Origin of the sequence: Streptomyces sp. NPDC008139 (assembly GCF_042957025.1) — a bacterium.
In the GTDB taxonomy this organism is placed as follows: domain Bacteria; phylum Actinomycetota; class Actinomycetes; order Streptomycetales; family Streptomycetaceae; genus Actinacidiphila.
The window spans coordinates 211,345-229,341 of the sequence record NZ_JBIBHM010000012.1 but is presented as its reverse complement, the minus strand read 5'-3'; the positions used below and the strand labels follow the sequence as shown (position 1 = coordinate 229,341).

General features: G+C 73.0%; 19 protein-coding genes, 1 tRNA gene and 1 pseudogene. 9 read left to right on the top strand and 12 right to left on the bottom strand.

Translation table 11 applies throughout. The features are described 5' to 3' along the window. Window positions 1-96: 96 nt before the first annotated feature. The 6 genes from ACFZBB_RS25805 to ACFZBB_RS25780 form a co-directional block, all read right to left on the bottom strand. The gene (locus ACFZBB_RS25805; protein WP_391126774.1) at window positions 97-2,025 is read right to left on the bottom strand and encodes an alkaline phosphatase family protein; all 1,929 of its coding nucleotides are present in this window, start codon (window positions 2,023-2,025) and stop codon (window positions 97-99) included. A gap of 185 nt (window positions 2,026-2,210) precedes the next feature. After that, window positions 2,211-2,810: a histone deacetylase gene (locus ACFZBB_RS25800; RefSeq protein ID WP_391126772.1), complete on the bottom strand. Its 600-nt coding sequence runs from the start codon at window positions 2,808-2,810 to the stop codon at window positions 2,211-2,213. Between the two features lie 333 nt (window positions 2,811-3,143). Next, window positions 3,144-3,233, bottom strand: a tRNA-Ser gene (locus ACFZBB_RS25795). A gap of 31 nt (window positions 3,234-3,264) precedes the next feature. Further along, on the bottom strand, window positions 3,265-3,699 hold the full coding sequence (locus ACFZBB_RS25790) for a deaminase (protein WP_391126769.1): 435 nt from the start codon (window positions 3,697-3,699) through the stop codon (window positions 3,265-3,267). 32 nt (window positions 3,700-3,731) lie between these two features. After that, window positions 3,732-4,271: a hypothetical protein gene (locus tag ACFZBB_RS25785; protein WP_391126766.1), complete on the bottom strand. Its 540-nt coding sequence runs from the start codon at window positions 4,269-4,271 to the stop codon at window positions 3,732-3,734. 271 nt (window positions 4,272-4,542) lie between these two features. Continuing rightward, on the bottom strand, window positions 4,543-4,860 hold the full coding sequence (locus tag ACFZBB_RS25780) for a hypothetical protein (protein ID WP_391126763.1): 318 nt from the start codon (window positions 4,858-4,860) through the stop codon (window positions 4,543-4,545). A 169-nt stretch (window positions 4,861-5,029) separates the two neighbouring features. On the opposite strand from ACFZBB_RS25780, the gene upp reads away from it, so the two are divergent. After that, window positions 5,030-5,665, top strand: a complete 636-nt coding sequence (gene upp, locus ACFZBB_RS25775) for a uracil phosphoribosyltransferase (RefSeq protein WP_391126760.1) — start codon at window positions 5,030-5,032, stop codon at window positions 5,663-5,665. 306 nt (window positions 5,666-5,971) lie between these two features. Here upp and ACFZBB_RS25770 read toward each other — a convergent pair whose 3' ends face one another. Together ACFZBB_RS25770 and ACFZBB_RS25765 are read right to left on the bottom strand one after the other, a co-directional pair. Further along, entirely contained in the window at window positions 5,972-6,691 is a 720-nt protein-coding gene (locus ACFZBB_RS25770; RefSeq protein WP_391126757.1) for a LytR C-terminal domain-containing protein, read from the bottom strand. Window positions 6,692-6,712: 21 nt separating this feature from the next. Beyond that, on the bottom strand, window positions 6,713-7,009 hold the full coding sequence (locus ACFZBB_RS25765) for a type II toxin-antitoxin system VapB family antitoxin (protein WP_391126754.1): 297 nt from the start codon (window positions 7,007-7,009) through the stop codon (window positions 6,713-6,715). 97 nt (window positions 7,010-7,106) lie between these two features. On the opposite strand from ACFZBB_RS25765, the gene ACFZBB_RS25760 reads away from it, so the two are divergent. Continuing rightward, complete coding sequence (locus ACFZBB_RS25760; RefSeq protein ID WP_391126750.1) at window positions 7,107-8,810, top strand: helicase HerA-like domain-containing protein; 1,704 nt, start codon at window positions 7,107-7,109, stop codon at window positions 8,808-8,810. A gap of 30 nt (window positions 8,811-8,840) precedes the next feature. Here ACFZBB_RS25760 and ACFZBB_RS25755 read toward each other — a convergent pair whose 3' ends face one another. Next, window positions 8,841-9,362, bottom strand: coding sequence for a GNAT family N-acetyltransferase (locus ACFZBB_RS25755; protein WP_391126747.1), 522 nt, complete (start codon window positions 9,360-9,362; stop codon window positions 8,841-8,843). 215 nt (window positions 9,363-9,577) lie between these two features. Between ACFZBB_RS25755 and ACFZBB_RS25750 the strand changes: the two genes are divergently transcribed. Genes ACFZBB_RS25750 through ACFZBB_RS25740 form a run of 3 tightly spaced genes read left to right on the top strand, consistent with a single transcriptional unit; the run spans window position 9,578 to window position 11,333 of the window. Beyond that, the gene (locus ACFZBB_RS25750; protein ID WP_391126744.1) at window positions 9,578-10,153 is read left to right on the top strand and encodes a DUF5994 family protein; all 576 of its coding nucleotides are present in this window, start codon (window positions 9,578-9,580) and stop codon (window positions 10,151-10,153) included. Continuing rightward, a complete protein-coding gene (locus ACFZBB_RS25745; protein ID WP_391126741.1) occupies window positions 10,153-10,905 on the top strand; it encodes a hypothetical protein in 753 nt (250 codons plus the stop codon). Before ACFZBB_RS25750 ends, ACFZBB_RS25745 begins: the two co-directional genes overlap by 1 nt. Then, entirely contained in the window at window positions 10,902-11,333 is a 432-nt protein-coding gene (locus ACFZBB_RS25740; RefSeq protein WP_391126738.1) for a DUF5994 family protein, read from the top strand. Before ACFZBB_RS25745 ends, ACFZBB_RS25740 begins: the two co-directional genes overlap by 4 nt. Before the next feature lie 169 nt (window positions 11,334-11,502). On the opposite strand, the gene ACFZBB_RS25735 is transcribed toward ACFZBB_RS25740, so the two are convergent. Beyond that, on the bottom strand, window positions 11,503-12,570 hold the full coding sequence (locus tag ACFZBB_RS25735; protein WP_391126735.1) for an alpha/beta fold hydrolase: 1,068 nt from the start codon (window positions 12,568-12,570) through the stop codon (window positions 11,503-11,505). 246 nt (window positions 12,571-12,816) lie between these two features. Between ACFZBB_RS25735 and ACFZBB_RS25730 the strand changes: the two genes are divergently transcribed. From ACFZBB_RS25730 to ACFZBB_RS25720, 3 genes and pseudogenes are all read left to right on the top strand, one after another. After that, window positions 12,817-14,487, top strand: a complete 1,671-nt coding sequence (locus ACFZBB_RS25730; protein WP_391126732.1) for a SpoIIE family protein phosphatase — start codon at window positions 12,817-12,819, stop codon at window positions 14,485-14,487. Between the two features lie 48 nt (window positions 14,488-14,535). Beyond that, window positions 14,536-14,931, top strand: a pseudogene (locus ACFZBB_RS25725) (DUF1992 domain-containing protein); the annotation flags it as partial. 171 nt (window positions 14,932-15,102) lie between these two features. Continuing rightward, complete coding sequence (locus ACFZBB_RS25720) at window positions 15,103-15,684, top strand: hypothetical protein (RefSeq protein ID WP_391126729.1); 582 nt, start codon at window positions 15,103-15,105, stop codon at window positions 15,682-15,684. Here the strand turns inward: ACFZBB_RS25720 and ACFZBB_RS25715 are convergent. After that, a complete protein-coding gene (locus ACFZBB_RS25715; protein WP_391126726.1) occupies window positions 15,672-16,754 on the bottom strand; it encodes a hypothetical protein in 1,083 nt (360 codons plus the stop codon). The genes ACFZBB_RS25720 and ACFZBB_RS25715 overlap by 13 nt on opposite strands. Before the next feature lie 254 nt (window positions 16,755-17,008). On the opposite strand from ACFZBB_RS25715, the gene ACFZBB_RS25710 reads away from it, so the two are divergent. Then, window positions 17,009-17,281 carry a hypothetical protein gene (locus tag ACFZBB_RS25710; protein ID WP_188284469.1) on the top strand — a complete coding sequence of 91 codons (273 nt, stop codon included), beginning with the start codon at window positions 17,009-17,011 and terminating at the stop codon, window positions 17,279-17,281. 122 nt (window positions 17,282-17,403) lie between these two features. Here ACFZBB_RS25710 and ACFZBB_RS25705 read toward each other — a convergent pair whose 3' ends face one another. Continuing rightward, window positions 17,404-17,907: a DUF5949 family protein gene (locus ACFZBB_RS25705; protein WP_355336511.1), complete on the bottom strand. Its 504-nt coding sequence runs from the start codon at window positions 17,905-17,907 to the stop codon at window positions 17,404-17,406. Window positions 17,908-17,997 lie beyond the last annotated feature (90 nt).

Sequence of the window (17,997 nt, the reverse complement as noted above, 5' to 3'; positions counted from 1 at the left end):
GTTTGTGGCAGGTCCGGAGCGTGGGATCGGCCTGTCGGCACCGCTTGCTGCCGCTTACCGCCGCTTTGCCGTCGCTTTGCCGCCGCCCGCCGGCCGTCACGTCCTGCGGCGCCGCAGCAGCAGCCATGTGCCGCCCGCCGCCGCCAGCAGCACCACCAGGGCGGACCCGCCGGCGATCTCCGTGCCCGTCAGCCGGGTGCCCGGCCCCGAGGCGGCGGGCGCGCGCGTACCCGGTCCCGCCGTCATGGCGTCCGCGGCCGACGTCCTACCCCTGCTCGTACCGCTGCTGGTACCGCTCGCCGTACCGCCCGACGCGCCTTCCGGCAGGGGTGTCCTGCGGCCGGGCGGCACCCGCACCGGAACGGTCTTCGCGACCGAGCCGTCCGCGTTCAGCAGCACCGCGCGCTGCTGGGGCCGGGCGAAGTCGAACATCGGGTCGAGCGGGTGCGCGGTCGCGTCGAAGGAGCCGTCGCCGATCCGGCCCGTCCCCCAGTTGTCCTCGATGAAGCGCAGGACGGACGACTGGGTGGTCAGCGCGTGCTCGACGTGATTGCGCCGGGTGTAAGGGGACACGACCAGCAGCGGCAGCCGCGGTCCCGGGCCGCAGCGGTCGAGGTAGCCGCCCGCCGCGGGCGGGCCGTCGGCGCACATCGCGGTGTCCGCGCCCGCGTCGGTGGAGCCGTTGGTGATCGCGGCGGCGACCTGGTCGTACCAGCCGTCGGAGTCGTCGTACGCCAGGATTACCGCCGTGCTCGCCCACTGCGGCGACCGCTGGACCGCGTTGATCTCGCGGACCAGGAAGTGCTGCTCGTCCAGCGGGTCGGAGTAGCCCGCGTGCCCGTCCTGGTACTCGGCCGCCTTCAGGAACGACACGGCGGGCAGATTCCCGGCCGCGAGCGCTGTGTCGAAGTCGGTCAGGTCGTACTGGTGGTTGGCCCGGTCCTGGCGGCCGATCATCGCGGCGGACGTCGGCGGCAGGTGGTGCGGGTTCGCCGTCGACTCGTAGTACTGGAACGGCTCGTGGTGCGGCGAGTAGTCCACCGACGCGTTGCCGCCCACATTGGCGTGGGTCGCGCCGCAGACCGCCGTGCCGCCCGGCGAGGACGTCGGCGCGAAGCCGCCCTGGAACCAGCCCCAGCTCACGCCCTTGTCGTTGAGCAGGTCCCCGACGTTGCGGCCGCGCATCGCGGTGAGCTGGCCGCTCGCGGTGTGGTTGTTGTCCGAGCAGTCGTCGTACGCCGGGTCCGGGTCGGTGACGACCGTGCCGACCCCGGTCGTCGGGTCGGGGCTGCGTACCGTCGTGGACCGCTCCACCGGGACCTGCTCGCCGGTCTTGGGATCGATCGAGACGCCGCCGTGCGTCTGCCCGGAGACCAGGCCGAGCGCGCCGGGCGTGGAGGGGCCGAAGACATCGCCGAAGCTGTTGTCGCCCAGCGTGTAGTTCTGGGCGTAGTTCCACAGCGCGGTGACGGTGTTCCCGTCGAAGTAGTCCATCGTCAGGCCCGGACTCCCGTACAGCCCCGAGCACTTGTCGCTGCTCGTGTGCTGCACGAATTGGTCCATCGCGCCGCCGTTGTACGCCTGCTGCTCGGGCGTGTAGCTGTGGTTCTGGTCGCAGGTGAGCGCCTGCGACGGGCTCAGGCGGCGCGGCTGGTACTGGTTCGGGTTGTGCGTCAGCAGCCGGGAGCCGTCGCTGAGCAGATTCACCGGGGCCGGGGTGCCGGGGGCGGCCGTGAAGCGCGTGCCGTCGGTGTTCGCGGCCTGCGGATACGTACCGAAGTAGTGGTCGAAGGAGACGTTCTCGTCGAAGATGACCACGAGGTGCTTGACCGGCGTGGCCGTCGCGGCCTCGGTTTCCGGAGCGCCGGACGCCCCCGGCGCCACGGCCAGCACGGCGGTGGCGGTCAGGGCCGTCGCGGCCAGCGCGATCCGCCGCCGGTGCGCGTGTCCGCGGGGTGCGTATCCCCGGTGTACGTGTCCGCGCCGGACCCGCCCTCGGCTTCTCGTCCGCTCAGCCAGGTCCATGCTCCCGATCCCACCTTCGCTCTCGTGCCGCCCCACATCAGACATATCAGGACACATCGACCGTCACGCCGCCTTCGCCGATCCGCCCTTCGGTGAACGCGACCCCGACTCCGTACGAACGTACGGAGTCCACCCCCCAAAGGGGAACGCCCCCGCCCGCGCCGGATGCCCCCCGCGCGACGAGATCAGGCCACGCCGGCCAGCCCCGCGAGGTAGGTCGTGATCGCTTCGGGGGGCCAGGTGTTCGCTTCGCGGAGGCCCGCGGCGAGGTGGGCGAGGTAGGCGGGGGACGGGGGGACCGGCCGTGCGTCGGGGGCGTGCCAGGGGGCGGTGAAGGTGAGGAGAGGGCGGGTTTCGAGGTCACCGAGGTGGAGGAGGGTTTCGTAGCGGCCGGGGCCGAGGCGGTCGCGGCCCTCGGTGAGGACCCGGGTGAGGTCGAGGTCGTGGCCGGGGGCGGCGTACATCTCCTGGGCGACGATGTCCGAGAACTGACCGAGGGTCAGGAGGTGGGCGCGGGCCCAGGCGCGGCCGGGGGCCAGTGGGTCGTAGAAGGCGCGTCCGCCGTGCCAGACCGGCGACCAGGTGGCGAAGTACACCGTCCCCGGCAGCTCGATCCCCACCGAGCGCTCCGGCATCCGCGGGTCGCGGCAACCGGGATACGTACGCCCGCCGCAGTCGGCGGTGTCCTGGGCCGTGCCGCCGGTCAGGTAGCAACGCAGGCGCGCCAGCGACATGTTGGAGCCGTACGACACGTACCAGACCAGGCGCTCCGACGTGGTGGGCATCGGTTACGGGCGGGGGGTCGTGGGTTCCGGCGCGGGCCGCCCCCGGGCCGGACGCCGCGGCGCGCTCGGCGCCGGGCCTTCGCCGGTCGTGGCATTCACGGGGGAGGGCATGGCTCCGACTCTACCTGGGGGGCGGGCCGGGTTTATTGAGTAACCGCTGGTCACTCAAGGGGTTGCCTCGGCGCGGCCAGCCTCGTCTGCGGCCTCGCGGACGTCGACCGCGTACCCCGCCGGCGGTTCTCCCGCCGACCGCGGCAGCGGGACGAGAGCAGGTGCCGGCACGCGAAAGAGGGCACATACCAAAATTGGTACGTGCCCTCTTCGTTCAGCTCATGGCGGTAGCGGTGGGATTTGAACCCACGGAGGAGTTGCCCCCTCACACGCTTTCGAGGCGTGCTCCTTAGGCCGCTCGGACACGCTACCGAGAGAGATCCTAGCCCACGCGGGGGGGTGGTCAGAAATCGGTTGTACGGAAGAAGCGGGTGAGGAGGGCGGCGGAGAGGGTGGGGAGGACGTCGGGGATGACTTCGGGGCGGTGGTTGAGGCGGCGGTCGCGGACGACGTCCCAGAGGGAACCGGCGGCGCCCGCCTTGTCGTCGGCGGCGCCGTAGACGACGCGGTCGAGCCGGGAGAGGACGATCGCGCCCGCGCACATGGTGCAGGGTTCGAGGGTGACCGCGAGGGTACAGCCGGTCAGGCGCCAGCCGCCGACGGAGGCGGCGGCGCGGCGGATGGCGAGGACCTCGGCGTGGGCGGTCGGATCGCCGGTGGCCTCGCGCTCGTTGCGGGCACGGGACAGCACCGTGCCGTCGGGGGCCAGCACGACCGCGCCCACCGGCACGTCACCGGTGAGCGGGGCCTGTGCCGCCTCCTCCAGGGCCAGCCGCATCGCGGCGACCCAGGGGTCCTTCAGAGGGTCTGTCAGCGGACCGCCTCCAGCACGTCCCCGCACCCCAGCGCCTCGGCGATCTCGCCGAGCGCCTCACCGGTCAGCGCGCCGTCACCGCTGAGCGCCAGCAGTTCCCTGGTGCTCATGCCGAGATCCGTGAGGATGTCGGTTTCGCCGAGCGGACCGGTCGGCACATGGTCTTCCGAGGGGCCCGCCACGGCGTCCTCGGTCTCGTCGTCTTCGCCGTCCTCGGTGCCGTCGAGGTCCACGAGTTCGTCCAGGTCCTCGGGGTCGCGGCCCAGCACTTCGTCGGTGAGCAGGATCTCCCCGTACGAACTGCGGGCGGCGGCGGCCGCGTCGGACACATAGATCCTGGGATCCTCTTCACCGTCCACACGGATGACGCCGAACCAGGCGTCCTCCTGTTCGATGAAGACCAGAACCGTTTCCTCCTCGTCGCCGGCCGCGCGGGCCAGATCGCTCAGATCGGCGAGGGTTTCCACATCGTCGAGATCGGGTTCGCTCGCTTGCCAACCGTCCTCGGTGCGCGCGAGCAGTGCGGCGAAGTACACCGTGACTCTCCCACAGGGTCTCAGGCCGTCCGGACCGGATGGGGGCCGCTTTCGACTTCCGTTGGCCCCACCCACTCGGCATCGTGGCAGAAACCGGGGCGTTGCGAAGGGTCTTCTGCACCGCGACGTGCCAGGTCTTCGTCACTTCTCTGGAAAGTCCGGCCATCGGGGGCCCGGAACGGTCACCCGTACGGCACTGATCCGTCACGCTGTGTACGCGGCGCGTACGCGGCCTATACGTGATCCGTACCCGGTCACCCGCGCGGCGCGGTCACCAACGGAAGGTGCGCATCCGCATTTGCTGACGGAGCCGGGCGACCCGGGCGCGTCGCGGCTGGACCCGCTCGCGCAGCTCCTTGGCCTCGTTCAGCTCCCGCAGGAACAGCGCGCGCTTGCGGCGCCGCTCGACGTCCGTGTCGCGGGCGGGGGAACGTCCGGGAGATCGGTCCGCGGACCGGTCCGCGGGTCGGTCAGCCGTGCGGTCCGCAGCGCCGTCGGGGGCGCGATCCGGAGTGCGGTCAGTGCGATCCGCGTCACGGTCGATGGCTCGGTCGGTTGCTCGCTCGGCTGCTCGGTCGGGCTCCGGCATCTCGGGCACCATCCCTGGGGCTCGCTTCACCCGGAAGGCACACCGGGCGTATCTGGCCAGTTTCCCTCGTTCGCGCGGTTTACCCCACGCCAGGCGCAGAAGGTGCGCGCAGCCGGGCTGCTCATCGCACTGGCGACGCGCCCCCCACCCGGCGGATACAGTCATATTCATGCGTCTCCATGTTGTCGACCACCCACTGGTCGCGCACAAGCTCACCACCCTGCGCGACGAGCGCACCGACTCGCCGACGTTCCGGCGGCTCGCCGACGAGCTGGTCACCCTGCTCGCCTACGAGGCCACCCGCGACGTGCGGACCGAGCAGGTCGACATCCGCACCCCGGTCGGCCCGACCACCGGGGTCAGGCTCTCCTACCCGCGCCCCCTCGTGGTGCCGATCCTGCGCGCCGGGCTCGGCATGCTCGACGGCATGGTGCGGCTGCTGCCGACCGCCGAGGTCGGCTTCCTCGGCATGGTCCGCGACGAGGAGACGCTGGAGGCGGCGACGTACGCCACCCGTATGCCGGAGGACCTGTCGGGACGGCAGGTGTACGTGGTCGACCCGATGCTGGCGACCGGCGGCACCCTGGTGGCGGCGATCGACCTGCTGATCGAACGCGGCGCCGACGACGTCACGGCGCTGTGCCTGCTGGCCGCGCCCGAGGGCGTCGAGTCGATGGAGCGGGCCCTGGCGGGCAAGCCGGTCACCGTGGTCACGGCCGCGGTCGACGAGCGGCTGAACGAGCGCGGCTACATCGTGCCCGGCCTCGGCGACGCGGGCGACCGGATGTACGGCACGGTGAGCTGACAATCGGCCCGGCCCGGCGTGTCGCGGATGACCCGGAAGGGCTGAACGGTCCGGAAGGGCTGAACAACCGGACAGGCTGAACGGTCCGGAAGGGCTGAACGACCGGACACCCTGAACGGTGACCGGCCGCTGATCTGACAAGCGAGGGGCGGGACCTGGCTCAGGGCCCGCCCCTCTCGCACGTACGCTGTCGGCCGCCAGGCCGTCCGTGCAAGGTCACCCGGGCCAGGCCACCGCGCAAGGTCACCCGGGCCAGGCCGTCCGCGCAAGCGCCGCCCGGGCCACGGCGGCGCCCACCACGGCGGCTCAGTGCTTCGCCGGCGCGCCCGCCTTCGTCGTGGCCCCCGTCTTGCCGGGGGCGCCCCCCGACGCGCTCGGGCTCGGCGTCACGCACACCGGCTTCGGCGGCGGCGGGTTCGCCGCCACGATCCGGGCCTTCGCCACGTCGGTCGGACCGGAAAGCGCCGTGAAGGCCGTGCCGATCATCACATCGACGGTCTTGTCGGTCCGCTTGGGGTCGATTTTCACGGTCGAGCCCGCCACCTGGGTGCCCGCCGTGCGGGCCGCCGCCTCGCCCGCGGGCCCGGCGACGATCAGCGCGGACTCGCCGACCTTCTTGTCGTACGGGTCGGGCGCGTTGCCGAATTTGTTGACCTTGAAGCCGCGCTTGGCCAGCTCGTCGGCCGTGGTCTTGGCCAGGCCGCCCTTGGCGGTGGCGTTGAAGACGTTCAGCGTGACGCCCGCGGGCTGCGGCAGCGGGGCCGGTTTACCCGTGGGGGCGGTGGGGGCCACAGTGACGCAGGGGCGGTTCTGCGGTGCCGCGTTCGCCTTCGTGTCGCCGTTGTCGTCCCCGCGGAAGACATGGACGAGTTGCAGCGCCCCGTAACCGAAGAGGCCGAGCACGACGACCGAGGCGATCACGGCGGTTACGACACGGCCGCGGCGGCGCGGGCGGCGCATCCTCGGGTACTGCTTGCCGGTGACCCGGTACTTCCCGCCCATACCGGAGGGGGTCAGCATGCTCATGAGCGCAGCGTAAGCGGATTGTCAGTCCATCTCCAGGACCCGGGCGTGGAGCACCTGGCGCTGCTGGAGCGCGGCGCGTACCGCCCGGTGGAGTCCGTCCTCGAGATAGAGGTCGCCCCGCCATTTCACGACATGGGCGAAGAGGTCGCCGTAAAAGGTGGAATCCTCGGCGAGAAGTGTCTCCAGGTCGAGCTGTCCCTTGGTGGTCACCAACTGGTCCAGCCGCACGGGACGTGGGGCGACGTCGGCCCACTCGCGCGTACTCACCCGGCCGTGGTCCGGGTACGGCCGGGTGTTTCCGATGCGCTTGAAGATCACACGGAAAGCCTACCGGCCCGGCTTGTCCGGGCGCAGCACCGCTGCCGGGGTGCGATGGTAGCAAAAGCCTCACCGTCGTATAAATCGGGAGCATGTGATGACCGATCCCCAGCCGAATAGTTCCGCCGGTGAGGCCGTCACGGGTGAGGCGGCCGTGACACCGGGGCCGACTCCCGCACCGTCCGGGCCGACAGCCCCACCGTCCGGGCCGACAGTGCCGTCCGGGCCATCAGCCGCACCGTCCGGGCCGACAGTGCCGTCCCCCGCCGCCGACATCGCCCGCGGCTACGCCTTCACCGGCCCCGCGCTGGACCTCGGCGCGCTGCTGTGGGAGGGCGAGTGCCACGCCGACGCGCCGGTCCGCATCCCGCTCGGCATGCTGAACCGCCACGGCCTGGTGGCGGGCGCCACCGGCACCGGCAAGACCAAGACGCTCCAGCTCATCGCGGAACAGCTCTCCGCGCAGGGCGTCCCGGTCTTCCTCGCGGACGTGAAAGGCGACATCTCCGGCGTGTCGGCGCCGGGCCAACCGGGTGAGAAGGTCCAGCGGCGGGCGGCGGAAGTCGGCCAGAGGTGGACGGCCACCGGCTTCCCGGCCGAGTTCTACGCGCTGGGCGGCCTCGGCCCCGGCATCCCGGTACGGGCGACCGTCACCGCCTTCGGCCCCGTCCTGATGTCCAAGGTGCTCGGCCTGAACACCACGCAGGAGCAGTCGCTCGGCCTGATCTTCCACTACGCCGACACCAAGGGCCTTGAGCTGTACGACCTCAAGGACCTGCGGGCCGTCATCGCCTTCCTGACCTCCGACGCGGGCAAGCCGGAGCTGAAGGAGATCGGCGGGATCTCGTCGGCGACGGCCGGGGTGCTGACGCGGACCCTGACGGCCTTCGAGGCGCAGGGCGCCGCCGCGTTCTTCGGCGAGCCGGAATTCGACACGAGCGAGCTGCTGCGTACGGCGTCCGACGGGCGCGGGCTGGTCTCCGTGCTGGAGCTGCCCGCCGTGCAGGCCAAGCCGCAGCTCTTCTCGACCTTCCTGATGTGGCTGCTCGCCGACCTCTTCCAGGACCTGCCCGAGGTCGGCGACCTCGACCGGCCGAAACTGGTCTTCTTCTTCGACGAGGCGCACCTGCTCTTCAACGGCGCCTCGAAGGCGTTCCTCGACGCGATCACCCAGACCGTACGGCTGATCCGCTCCAAGGGCGTCGGCGTCTTCTTCGTCACGCAGACGCCCAAGGACGTCCCCGGCGATGTGCTCGCCCAGCTCGGCAACCGCGTCCAGCACGCCCTGCGCGCCTTCACGCCCGACGACGCCAAGGCGCTGCGCGCCACCGTCTCCACCTTCCCCAACTCCGCTTACGACCTCGGCGAGTTGCTCACCTCGCTCGGCACCGGCGAGGCCGTCGTCACCGTCCTCAGCGAGAACGGCGCGCCGACGCCGGTGGCCGCCACCCGGTTGCGCGCCCCCGAGTCGCTGATGGGTCCCGTGGACGCGGCCGTGCTCGACTCCGCCGTCAAGTCCTCGCCGCTGTACGGGCGGTACGCCGAGGCGGTCGACCGCGAGTCCGCCTACGAGAAGCTGGCCGCCGCCGAAGCGGCTTCCGCCGCGCGGGCCGAAGCCGCCGAGAGCGCGCCCAAGGCCGCCCCGAAGAGCGGCCGTTCCTCCGCCAAGGGCGCCGCCGCCGACGCCGGAATCGTCGAACAGGTCGTCCACAGCGGCGCGTTCAAGTCCCTCGCCCGCTCCATGGGTACGCAGCTCGGCCGCGAGATCAGCCGCTCGCTCTTCGGCGTCCGCAAGCGGTAGCGACGCCAGGGGACATGGCGGCGGCGACGCTCACGGGCGCAGCGGGCGGCTCCATGCCTGGCGGGGGCCGTGGGTGTCGCCGAGGTAGGTCCACTCCCAGGCGCGCAGGGCGTGGACGGCGTCGGCGTCGGGCGCGGTGAGGACGGTGACGAGGGCCGCGTCGCTGCGCAGCAGGAGCTGGTCGAGCAGACCGGTCGCGATGCCCTGCCTGCGGTAGGCGGGCACGACCATCAGCTCGGCGAGCGCGAAGACCTGTCCCGAGGCGGTGAGCTCCTCGATGTCCGTGCCGTCGGGCCCCGCGCCGTCGGTGCCCGCGACCGTGAAGTCCCGCCACCAGCCGTCGGCGCGGTCGAGGACGTAGCCGTACGCGACCCCGGTCAGCCGCCGCTCGCTGGCCACGATCATGTCGAAGCCGGGCCGCTGCGTGGCCTCGGCGAAGCGCCGCAGGAAATCCTCCCGGTCGTGGAATTCCTGGCCCGGCACACCTCGGTACGCCTCGACGTAGACATCCGCGACGGCCTCGCGCTGCTGCTCCGCCTGCCATCTGGACATGCGGCGCGTGAAGACCTCGGCCACGTGTTCCCTCCCCCATCGGCCCGTGTCCCGGCGGTCCGGGACGGTGACCTTCCATCATCGTCCCAGAGACCCCGGACGGAGTAGGGTGAACGGACCGAGGGCATTCCGTACACCGGCACTCAAGTCGGCGTCGTTCGCGGTGAGCGACGGTGCCGGACCCGTTCCAGCGGGCCCGTGGACGGATTTGTTCCATGCTCTCCTCTCAGGATTCCGCACACCCCACCGCGGCCCGTACGGTCCCGCGGCCCCCTCCCGCGCCCCCCGCGCCGCGGCTCTCGCTGTCGCCCGGCGTCAGCGCCCTGCGGATCGGTTCGGCCGAGCTCGGCCACGGACCGGGCCCGCTGGACGGCGCCTGGTGGCCCAAGTCCCGTGACCTCTCCCTCGAACTGCCGTCCCTGGTCGGCGCGTTGGACCTGCTGTGGGGACGGATCACCCGGGTCACCGTCAATCCCCTGTACTGGCCGACCGTGCCGAAGAAGGTGCCGGTCGCCGGGCACGTGGTGCACGTCGGCTGGTTCGTCGAGGAGCAGGACCCGCACAAGCTGCTGGTGCTCTCGTACCGTACGGGCCGCTGGGATCTGCTGATCGTCCCGCCGCAGACCCCGGCGGCGACGGCGGCCTGGCTGATGGCCGCGGCGGCGGATCCGGCCAATGTCCGTACCGCGAGCGAGCTGATGGCCCAGGCCGACCCCGACCGCGGCGCCGACGCCGCCTGGGAGGCCGAGGGCGGCCCCGCGGGGCTGGCCCGGCCGGAGCGGGCGGCCTGATGCCCCCGCGCGAGAACGAGTCGGGCGAACCGCGCGCGGCCGGAGCGGGGACGGGGGCCGATCCGCGCATGGCGGGTACGGCCGGGCCGCCGCGGGGCCGCGCCGGGGCCGGGCGCGACGACGCGGCGCGGGACGCGGCGGCGGCCACCGGCGCCGACGGCGCGGAGCGGGCGCTGCCGGCGCCCGGCTTCGCCGAGGTCAGCATCGTGGCCGCGACCCCGGAGGCGGCCCGCAGGATCGCGCAGGTGCTGCGCTTCCGCTTCGCCGCGACCGAGCAGCCGCCCCCGGGCCGCCCGGTGGTGGACGAGGACGGCGGCACCCGGCTGCGGCTGACCGTGGACACCGTCCACTTCCCCGACGCCGGCCCCTTCCAGCTCCGCCTGGTCGGCGGCGAGGAGCGCGTACGGGACGGCACCGGGACGGCCGGGGTCACCGGCGTGACCGGCGTGACCGGCGTCACCGAGGCCGCCAAGGACGCGGACGTCACCAAGGACGCGGACGTCACCAAGGACGCGGACGTCACCAAGGACGCGGACGTCACCAAGGACGCGGACGTCGCCAAAGACGCGGACGTCACCCAGGGCCCGGACGTCAGCCGAGGCACGGACGTCACCGAGGGCACAGCCGCCGATGACGTACCGCCGCCCGTACGCCCGCCGTCGCCGCCCCGCCCGCCGCGGCCCGCCCCGAACACGCGCTTGGCACAACCCACCACCCCGGACGAACCGTCCGGAGACAGGCCGACATCATGACGATCACCACCGTGACCGAGACACCGCCGCCGCCCGCCTGCGCCCTGCCGGTCTGGGACGGCCCGCCCGCCCGGCTGTCCCTGATCCACCCGGGCGGCAGCCCCGTACGGATCGACGGCGCCTGGTGGCCGCGGACCCGTGACGTGACCAAGGAACTGCCGCCGCTGCTCGCCGCGTTGAACGGACGCTGGGGCCGGATCACCGACATCACCCTCGACGCGGCGAACTGGCTCGACGGGTCCTCCGCCCTGCTGCTCGGCGGCCACACCCTCCGTATCCACCGCTCCACCACCACCGGTCACCGCGACTCGGTGTGCCTGCTCTGCCGGGGCGTCGGCCGCTGCGACCTGCTCGTCGTGCCGCCCGAGACCCCGGAGCGCCAGGCCCGTCAGCTCCTCACCACCTCGACGGTCCCCGTACGCGGCTGACCGGGCCCGCCCCTGGGGCCTGTCCGGCGGATCACGAACGGCTCCTTCAGCCCCTGGCCCGCCCGCCCGCCGCGTTGCCGGAATACCCGAATAGCTCCGCTGTGCGGGCATCCCGGCGCCTTCCGCTCGGCGGCCAGCCACCCATCACCCGCGTCAACAACCCTGCGAGTCAATACACCTGGACCGCTCGCGCGTACCCGTCCAGTGCGTCCCGTACGTGGCGGGACATCGTGGCGCTGCCCTTGTGGCCCGCGTCGTCCACGACGGTGAGGGTGGCCCCCGGCCAGGCGGCGGCGAGGCGCCAGGCGGTGTCGAGCGGCGAGCTGAGGTCGAGGCGGCCGTGGAGCAGGGTGGCGGGGATGCCCCGCAGCAGGGGCGCGTCGCGCAGGAGGGCGCCTTCTTCGAGCCAGGCTCCGTGCGAGAAGTAGCGGGCGCAGATCCGGACCATGGCGAGCCGGGCGGCGGAGGGGCGGTCGCTGTAGGGGCGGGCGGAGCCGCTGGGTTCGAGGGAGAGCACCGCGTCCTCCCACGCGCACCAGTCGGCGGTGGCCCTGGCCCGTACGGCCGGATCGGGGTCCTCGGTGAGGCGCGCGTACGCGGCGACGAGCCCGCCCGCGATGCCGCCCGACGTATCGGACGCCATGCCGGTCATGCCGGACGCCGTGCCGGACGCGGAGCCGGTCGCCGTGCCGGACGCGGAGCCGTCGTACGCCGGACCGGCCGCCGCGCGGAAGGCCGCCCACTGTTCGGGGAAGAAGCGGCCGACGCCCCGGTAGAGCCAGTCGATCTCCGCTCGGCGGGTGGTCGTGACGCCGTTGATGACGATCTCCGAGACCCGCTCGGGGTGCCGCTGCGCGTACGCCAGGATCAGCGTCGAGCCCCAGGAGCCGCCCGTGAGCAGCCAGCGGTCGATGCCGAGGTGGACGCGCAGGCGTTCCATGTCGGCGATCAGGTGGTCGGTGGTGTTGTGGGTGAGGTCGGTCGCCGGGTCGCTCGCGTGCGGCGTACTGCGCCCGCAGCCGCGCTGGTCGAACAGCACCGCCCGGTACCGCTCCGGGTCGAAGTCCTGCCGGTGCGACGGCCTGCACCCCGAGCCGGGGCCGCCGTGCACGACGAGCGCCGGCTTGCCCTCGGGGTTGCCGCAGGTCTCCCAGTACACGAGGTTCCCGTCGCCGACATCGAGCATGCCCCGGTCGTACGGCTCGATCGGCGGGTGGCTCCGCTGCGGCTCGGTCATGGCGATCCGTTCCTCTCGACGGGCGCGACGCCTCAACCGTCGAAGCGCCGGGCGGCTAATCTAACAGCGCTGTTATATCAGCCCGTGCCCCGTGCCCCGTGCCCCGTGCCTCCCCGCCCCCGACCCCGCCGCGCCTCCCCGCCCCCCCGCCCCCCCGAATCCCCGGACGCCCTGGGAACGTCCGCCACCCGGCTGCTCCGCCGTCCCGATTCGCGGCCCCGCGACCCTGCGTGCACTGTGGAACAGGTGAACGCGGATGAGTCGCTGTGGCGCGCGCTGCTGGAGGGGACGGCGGCGGGTGTCGCCGTACTCGGCCCCGACCTGCGCTACCGGTACGTCAATCCGGCACTCGCCCGGATGAACGGCGTCGAACCGGCCGCGCACATCGGCAGGACCATCGCCGAGACGGTGCCGGGCGTGGACGTGGGCGAGGGCGTCCTGCGGATGGTGCTCGCCGACGGCACCCCGCGCGAACTGCTCTCCAGCGGCCAGACCCGGGCCGATTCGCCGCACACCACGCGCTACTGGCAGTGCACCTACCACCGGCTCCAGGGCCGGGACGGCGGGGTGGGCGGGGTCGGCGCGGTGATCATCGAGGTCAGCGAGGACCACGAGGCGCAGCGCGAGCTGGAACGGGCCAAGGAGCGGCTGCTGCTGCTCGACGCGGCGGCCGTCCGGATCGGCTCCACGCTGGAGATGGACCCGACCTGCCAGGAACTGGCCGACCTGCTGGTCGAGGTGATCGCGGACACCGCCACCGTCGAGGTGCTGGACAGCGGCCCGCGCGCCCACCCCCGCCCCCCGCCGGACGGCGCGCTGCGGCTGCGCAGGGCCGCGATGGCCGCGCGGCCATCGCTGCGCGAGCGGGTGCGGATCTTCGGGACGCCGGGGGAGTACGTGGTCTACCAGCGCGGCTCGGCGATCCCGACCTGCCTGGAGACCGGGCGTCCCGTGGTGCAGAATCTGCCGCGCGACGAGGAGATCGCCCACTCCGCGCCGAACGCCGAGCGGGTCGCCGCCTACCGCGCCGCGGGCATCCACTCCGTGCTGGTCGTGCCGCTCAGCGCCCGCGGCGACCGGATCGGCACGGTCACGCTGATCAGGGCCGGGACCTCGCCCGGCTTCGACGACGAGGACACCGCCATCGCCCGCGCGCTGGCCGACCGGGCCGCGATCAGCCTCGACAACGCCCGCCGCTACACCCGCGAGCACGGCATCGCGGTGGAGTTGCAGCGCGCCCTGCTGGCCGCGCCCGGCACCCCGCACCCCGGGGTCGAGGTGGCCACCCGCTATCTCCCGGCGGGCGCCACGGACCTGGTCGGCGGCGACTGGTTCGACACCCTGGCGCTGCCCGGCGGCGTGACGCTGCTGGCCATGGGCGACGTGATGGGGCACGGCGTCGAGGCGGCCGTCGAGATGAGCCACTACCGCTCGATGCTGCGCGTGGTCGCGGGCGAGGGCGACGCGCCGGACCGCGTCCTGCGCCGGATGGACGCGCTGCTGGCCGCCGCGGGCGCCCAGCGGCCCGGCACCTGCCTGCTGGGCCTCGCAGACCCGGCGCGCGGCGGCTGCTTCTTCGCCAGCGCGGGCCACCTCCCGCCCGCCGTCGTCACCCCCGACGGCCGCGTCCGGCTGCTCGCCGTACTGCCGGGACCGCCGCTCGGCGCGGACCTGCGGGGCACCTACGAGACGGTGTACGTGCCGTGGCGCGCGGGGGAGACGCTGCTGCTCTACACCGACGGGCTGGTGGAACGCCGTACCGAGGACATCGACGCCTCGCTCGCCCGGCTGGCCTCGCTCGTCCTCCCGCACGACGGTGAACCGCTGGACGCGCTCCTGGCCCGGATCGTGCACCGCCTCGCGCCCTCCGCCGCCGAGGACGACGTCGCCCTGCTGGCCGCGCGGGCGCGGCCGTAACCTGGTACGTACGCCACCCGCTGCGTGCGCCCACGTGAGGAGCGAGGTATGACCGACCGCAAACCCGCCGGTGTCTCCTTCGAGACGTGGGTGGACAAGCAGATCCGCGAGGCGGAGCAGCGCGGCGACTTCGCCGAACTGCCGGGCGCGGGAAAGCCGTTGGCCTCGCTGGACACCCCGTACGACGAACTGTGGTGGATCAAGGGCAAGATGCACCGTGAGGGCCTGTCCGCGCTGCCGCCGACGCTGGTGCTGCGCAAGGCGGCGGAGGACGCGACGGCCGCGATGGCGCAGGCGCGCTCGGAGCGGCAGGTGCGGCAGATCCTCACCGAGATCAACGACCGCATCCGCGAGGCCCTGCGCCGCCCCCCGGAGGGACCGCCCCTCAACCTCGGCCTGTTCGACGTCGAGAAGGTCGTGGCGGACTGGCACGCGGCGCGGGCCGTCGGTACGGGAACGGACGACAGCGCGGATACGGATACGGATACGGATACGGCTAGGGGTACGGGTACGGCCGCCGATACCGCTACCGATACCGATTCCGGCCGGGGCGGGCGGCGGACGGGGTTCGGACGGCTGTTCCGCAGGGACCGTTCCGCCTGATAGGGATGGGCCGTGCGCTTTGACTCCGTGCCGATGCCGCCGACCGTCGAGGTCAGGCCCCGCGACCCGCGCGGCTACCCGGTGCCCGCGATCACCCCGTGGCAGGACGACCAGCCGCAGTTCGCGCTGACCGACTACGACCGCAGCGCCAACTGCGCCCGGCAGCGGCTGTGTTCGGTGTGCGACACGCTGATGCCGCGCGGCCCGGTGTGGCGGGTGGTGGGCGGTTCCGAGAGCGCCGCGATCGGCGAGGCGCTGGCCGCCGGGCGCCCGTACCGCAATCTCGCGCCGACCCTCGAAGGGCCCGGCCACCGCGCCTGCATGCTCTACGCCTCGATGGTCTGCCCGTACCTGGCGCGGCCCAACGCGCGGCGCGGCCTGGACGCGCGGAACCCGGACGACATGACCGCTCATGTCGTCCGGGGCGCGGTGCGCGGAACGCTGGGCGCCGTCGTCGGTTTCGCCGACTACGAGTTCGCGGTCACCTCGTCACAGGTGCTGTTCCGCTTCGTCGACGTGGTGGAATTCCTGCCGCACGACACCGCCGACGCCCATCTGGACGCGCTGCGGGCCGAGTTGGCTCAGGCGCGGTAGGCCGGGAGCCCGACGTAGTCGGAGACCTTGACCGGCGCCTGCGAGCCGTCCACGGGCAGCCGCACGATGCCGTTGGGCGTACGGGCCACGACCGTCCTGCCGTTCGGCTCGAAGGCGGGCTCGGTGTAGTCGGTGGTCGCCTGCGGGGTCAGGTCCTTGTACACGGGCGCGCCGTCATGGGGCGTCTCCAGGAACAGGTGGTCGTGGCCCCCGACGGACCGGACGAAGACGATGCCGTCGTCCTCGGTCGGCCCGATGGCGGGCTCGGACCCCGGGGTGAGCGCGTAGCCCTGCTGCCGCAGGTAGTCGTCGCGGATGTAGACCTTGCCGTCGCCGGTGTTGGCGTAGACGGCGGTGCCGTACTTCCCCGCCGAGCTGGGCCATACGTTGCCGGTCTGGGGCAGCGGCTTCACGTTGTCGTCCGACTCGTGGTTCAGGCTCAGCACCTTGGGCGTGCCGCCGTGTGCGGTGGCCGGGACGCCGTACAGCCGGGCGGTGCCGCCCTGGCGGCCGGCGAAGAGGATGTTGTTGAGGGCGGGAAGGCCGTTCTGCGGGTCCTTCGCGCGCACCTGCCAGGTCGGGTGCGACCAGTTCTGGTTGCCCGGGTTCCTGGCCACGATCACGCGTCCGCTGCCGTCGGGGTCGCTGACCGCCAGGTCGCCGTCGCCGTCGATGAAGGCGGCCTTCGCGCCGTTCGGCGACCACGCCAGGTCGCGGACCTCGGTGCCGAAGTCCACCCGGGTGCCGTTCATGACGACGTAGCGGGTGCCGTCGCTGATGGTCAGACCGGAGTGCGCGGTGCCGTTGAGCTTGGTGCTGCTGCCCACCGGGCTGGCCCCTGAGCCGTTGGCGCCGTCGTCCCCCGCGTTCCCCCCGGTGCCGCCGCTGCCGCCCTTCCCGCTGGGGGTGGGCTGACCGCTCGCGCCGCTCGTCGCCGAGGGCGCCGGGTCGGAGGCGGTGCCGTCCGTGGGGCCGCAGGCCGTCAGGAGCAGGGCGGCACCCGCCGTGATCCCGGCGGTGAGCGCGATGGCGGCGGCGGTGCTGCGACGGCCACTGGCACGAACGGACATATCGGGTTCCCCCCAGGAACGGATGCGGTGCGGCGTTCTCCGGCCGCTCGCGGCGGTTTCCCGCTGTTCCGGCCGGCTCCGGCTGTTCTTGCCGGTGACACAAAGAGTGCTCCCGCAACGTCCGTCTCCTGTGCTGCCGTTGTCACGCCAGTGCAACAGCGGGGGCGCGCGCGGCGGGAGGGCCCGCGGTCCCGCGCCGACCAGGACCGGTACGGTCCGCGTGCCCTGCGGGCGGTTCGCGCGTTGTATCGATCATGAACGTAAGCCGAATCCTCACCACTGCCGCCGCCGGTTCCTTCCTGATCGCGGCGGGCGCCCCCGCCGCCATGGCCGCCGAGCAGTCCGCCGACCTGGGCTCCACCCTGAGCAGCACCGCGATCACCGCGAGCGCCGCGGGCGAGCAGGCCAAGGGCGCCACCGCCAGCGTGCTCGGCGACTACAAGGTCGACCAGAAGGTCCAGGACGTGAAGAACGTCGCCCAGGCGGGCACCGACGCGGTCACCGCCGCCAACGACCTGGTCCACTGACCCGAGCCGGACGCCGTACGCACGGAACACGTGCGGGGGCGTAGGCACAGACCCACCACACGCAGGGGCGCCCCGCGGGACTTCTCCGGTCCGGCGGGGCGCCCTTGCGCGAGTTACAGGCCCTAACCCTTGAGGGTGCCCACCGGCACCAGGCAGTGCGCGGCGGTGCCCAGGACGTCGGTGTCCCCGGCGAAGCCCTGGAGGGTCTCCTCGGTCACCGGGGTGCCCGGCTTCGCCTCGGGCCACGGGCGGGTGGCGAGGATGAAGTACACCGCGCCCCGGTCCTGCGCCGCGGCCACCCACTGCTCGGGCACCGGGCACGCGGCGTGCAGGTACGGCATCGTCAGCACGGCCTTGCCGCCCTCGACCAGCACCTTCACCGGGACGTTCGGCGCCTGCTTGACGTCGAGGATCGCGCCGCCGACCGGCAGTCCGACCTCCTCCGCGACGGCCAGCGCCGCCTCCTGCCCCGACTCCGGGCCGTCCGGCCCGTCACCGAGCGAATAGGCCATCAGGAACGGCATGTCGCGGCCGTCCTCGTGGTGTTCACCGGCCCACGGAATCACCACGAGGGTGCCGAGTCGGCGCTGGAGGGCGGAATTCAGGGCGGTATTGGTCTGGCTCATGCGCCGGACCCTAACCGCCGGGAGAGCCCGGCCGGGGCGGATATCACCTCCGCGGGCGACCCGAGGCTCCCGGATTCCTCCGTTAGGGGA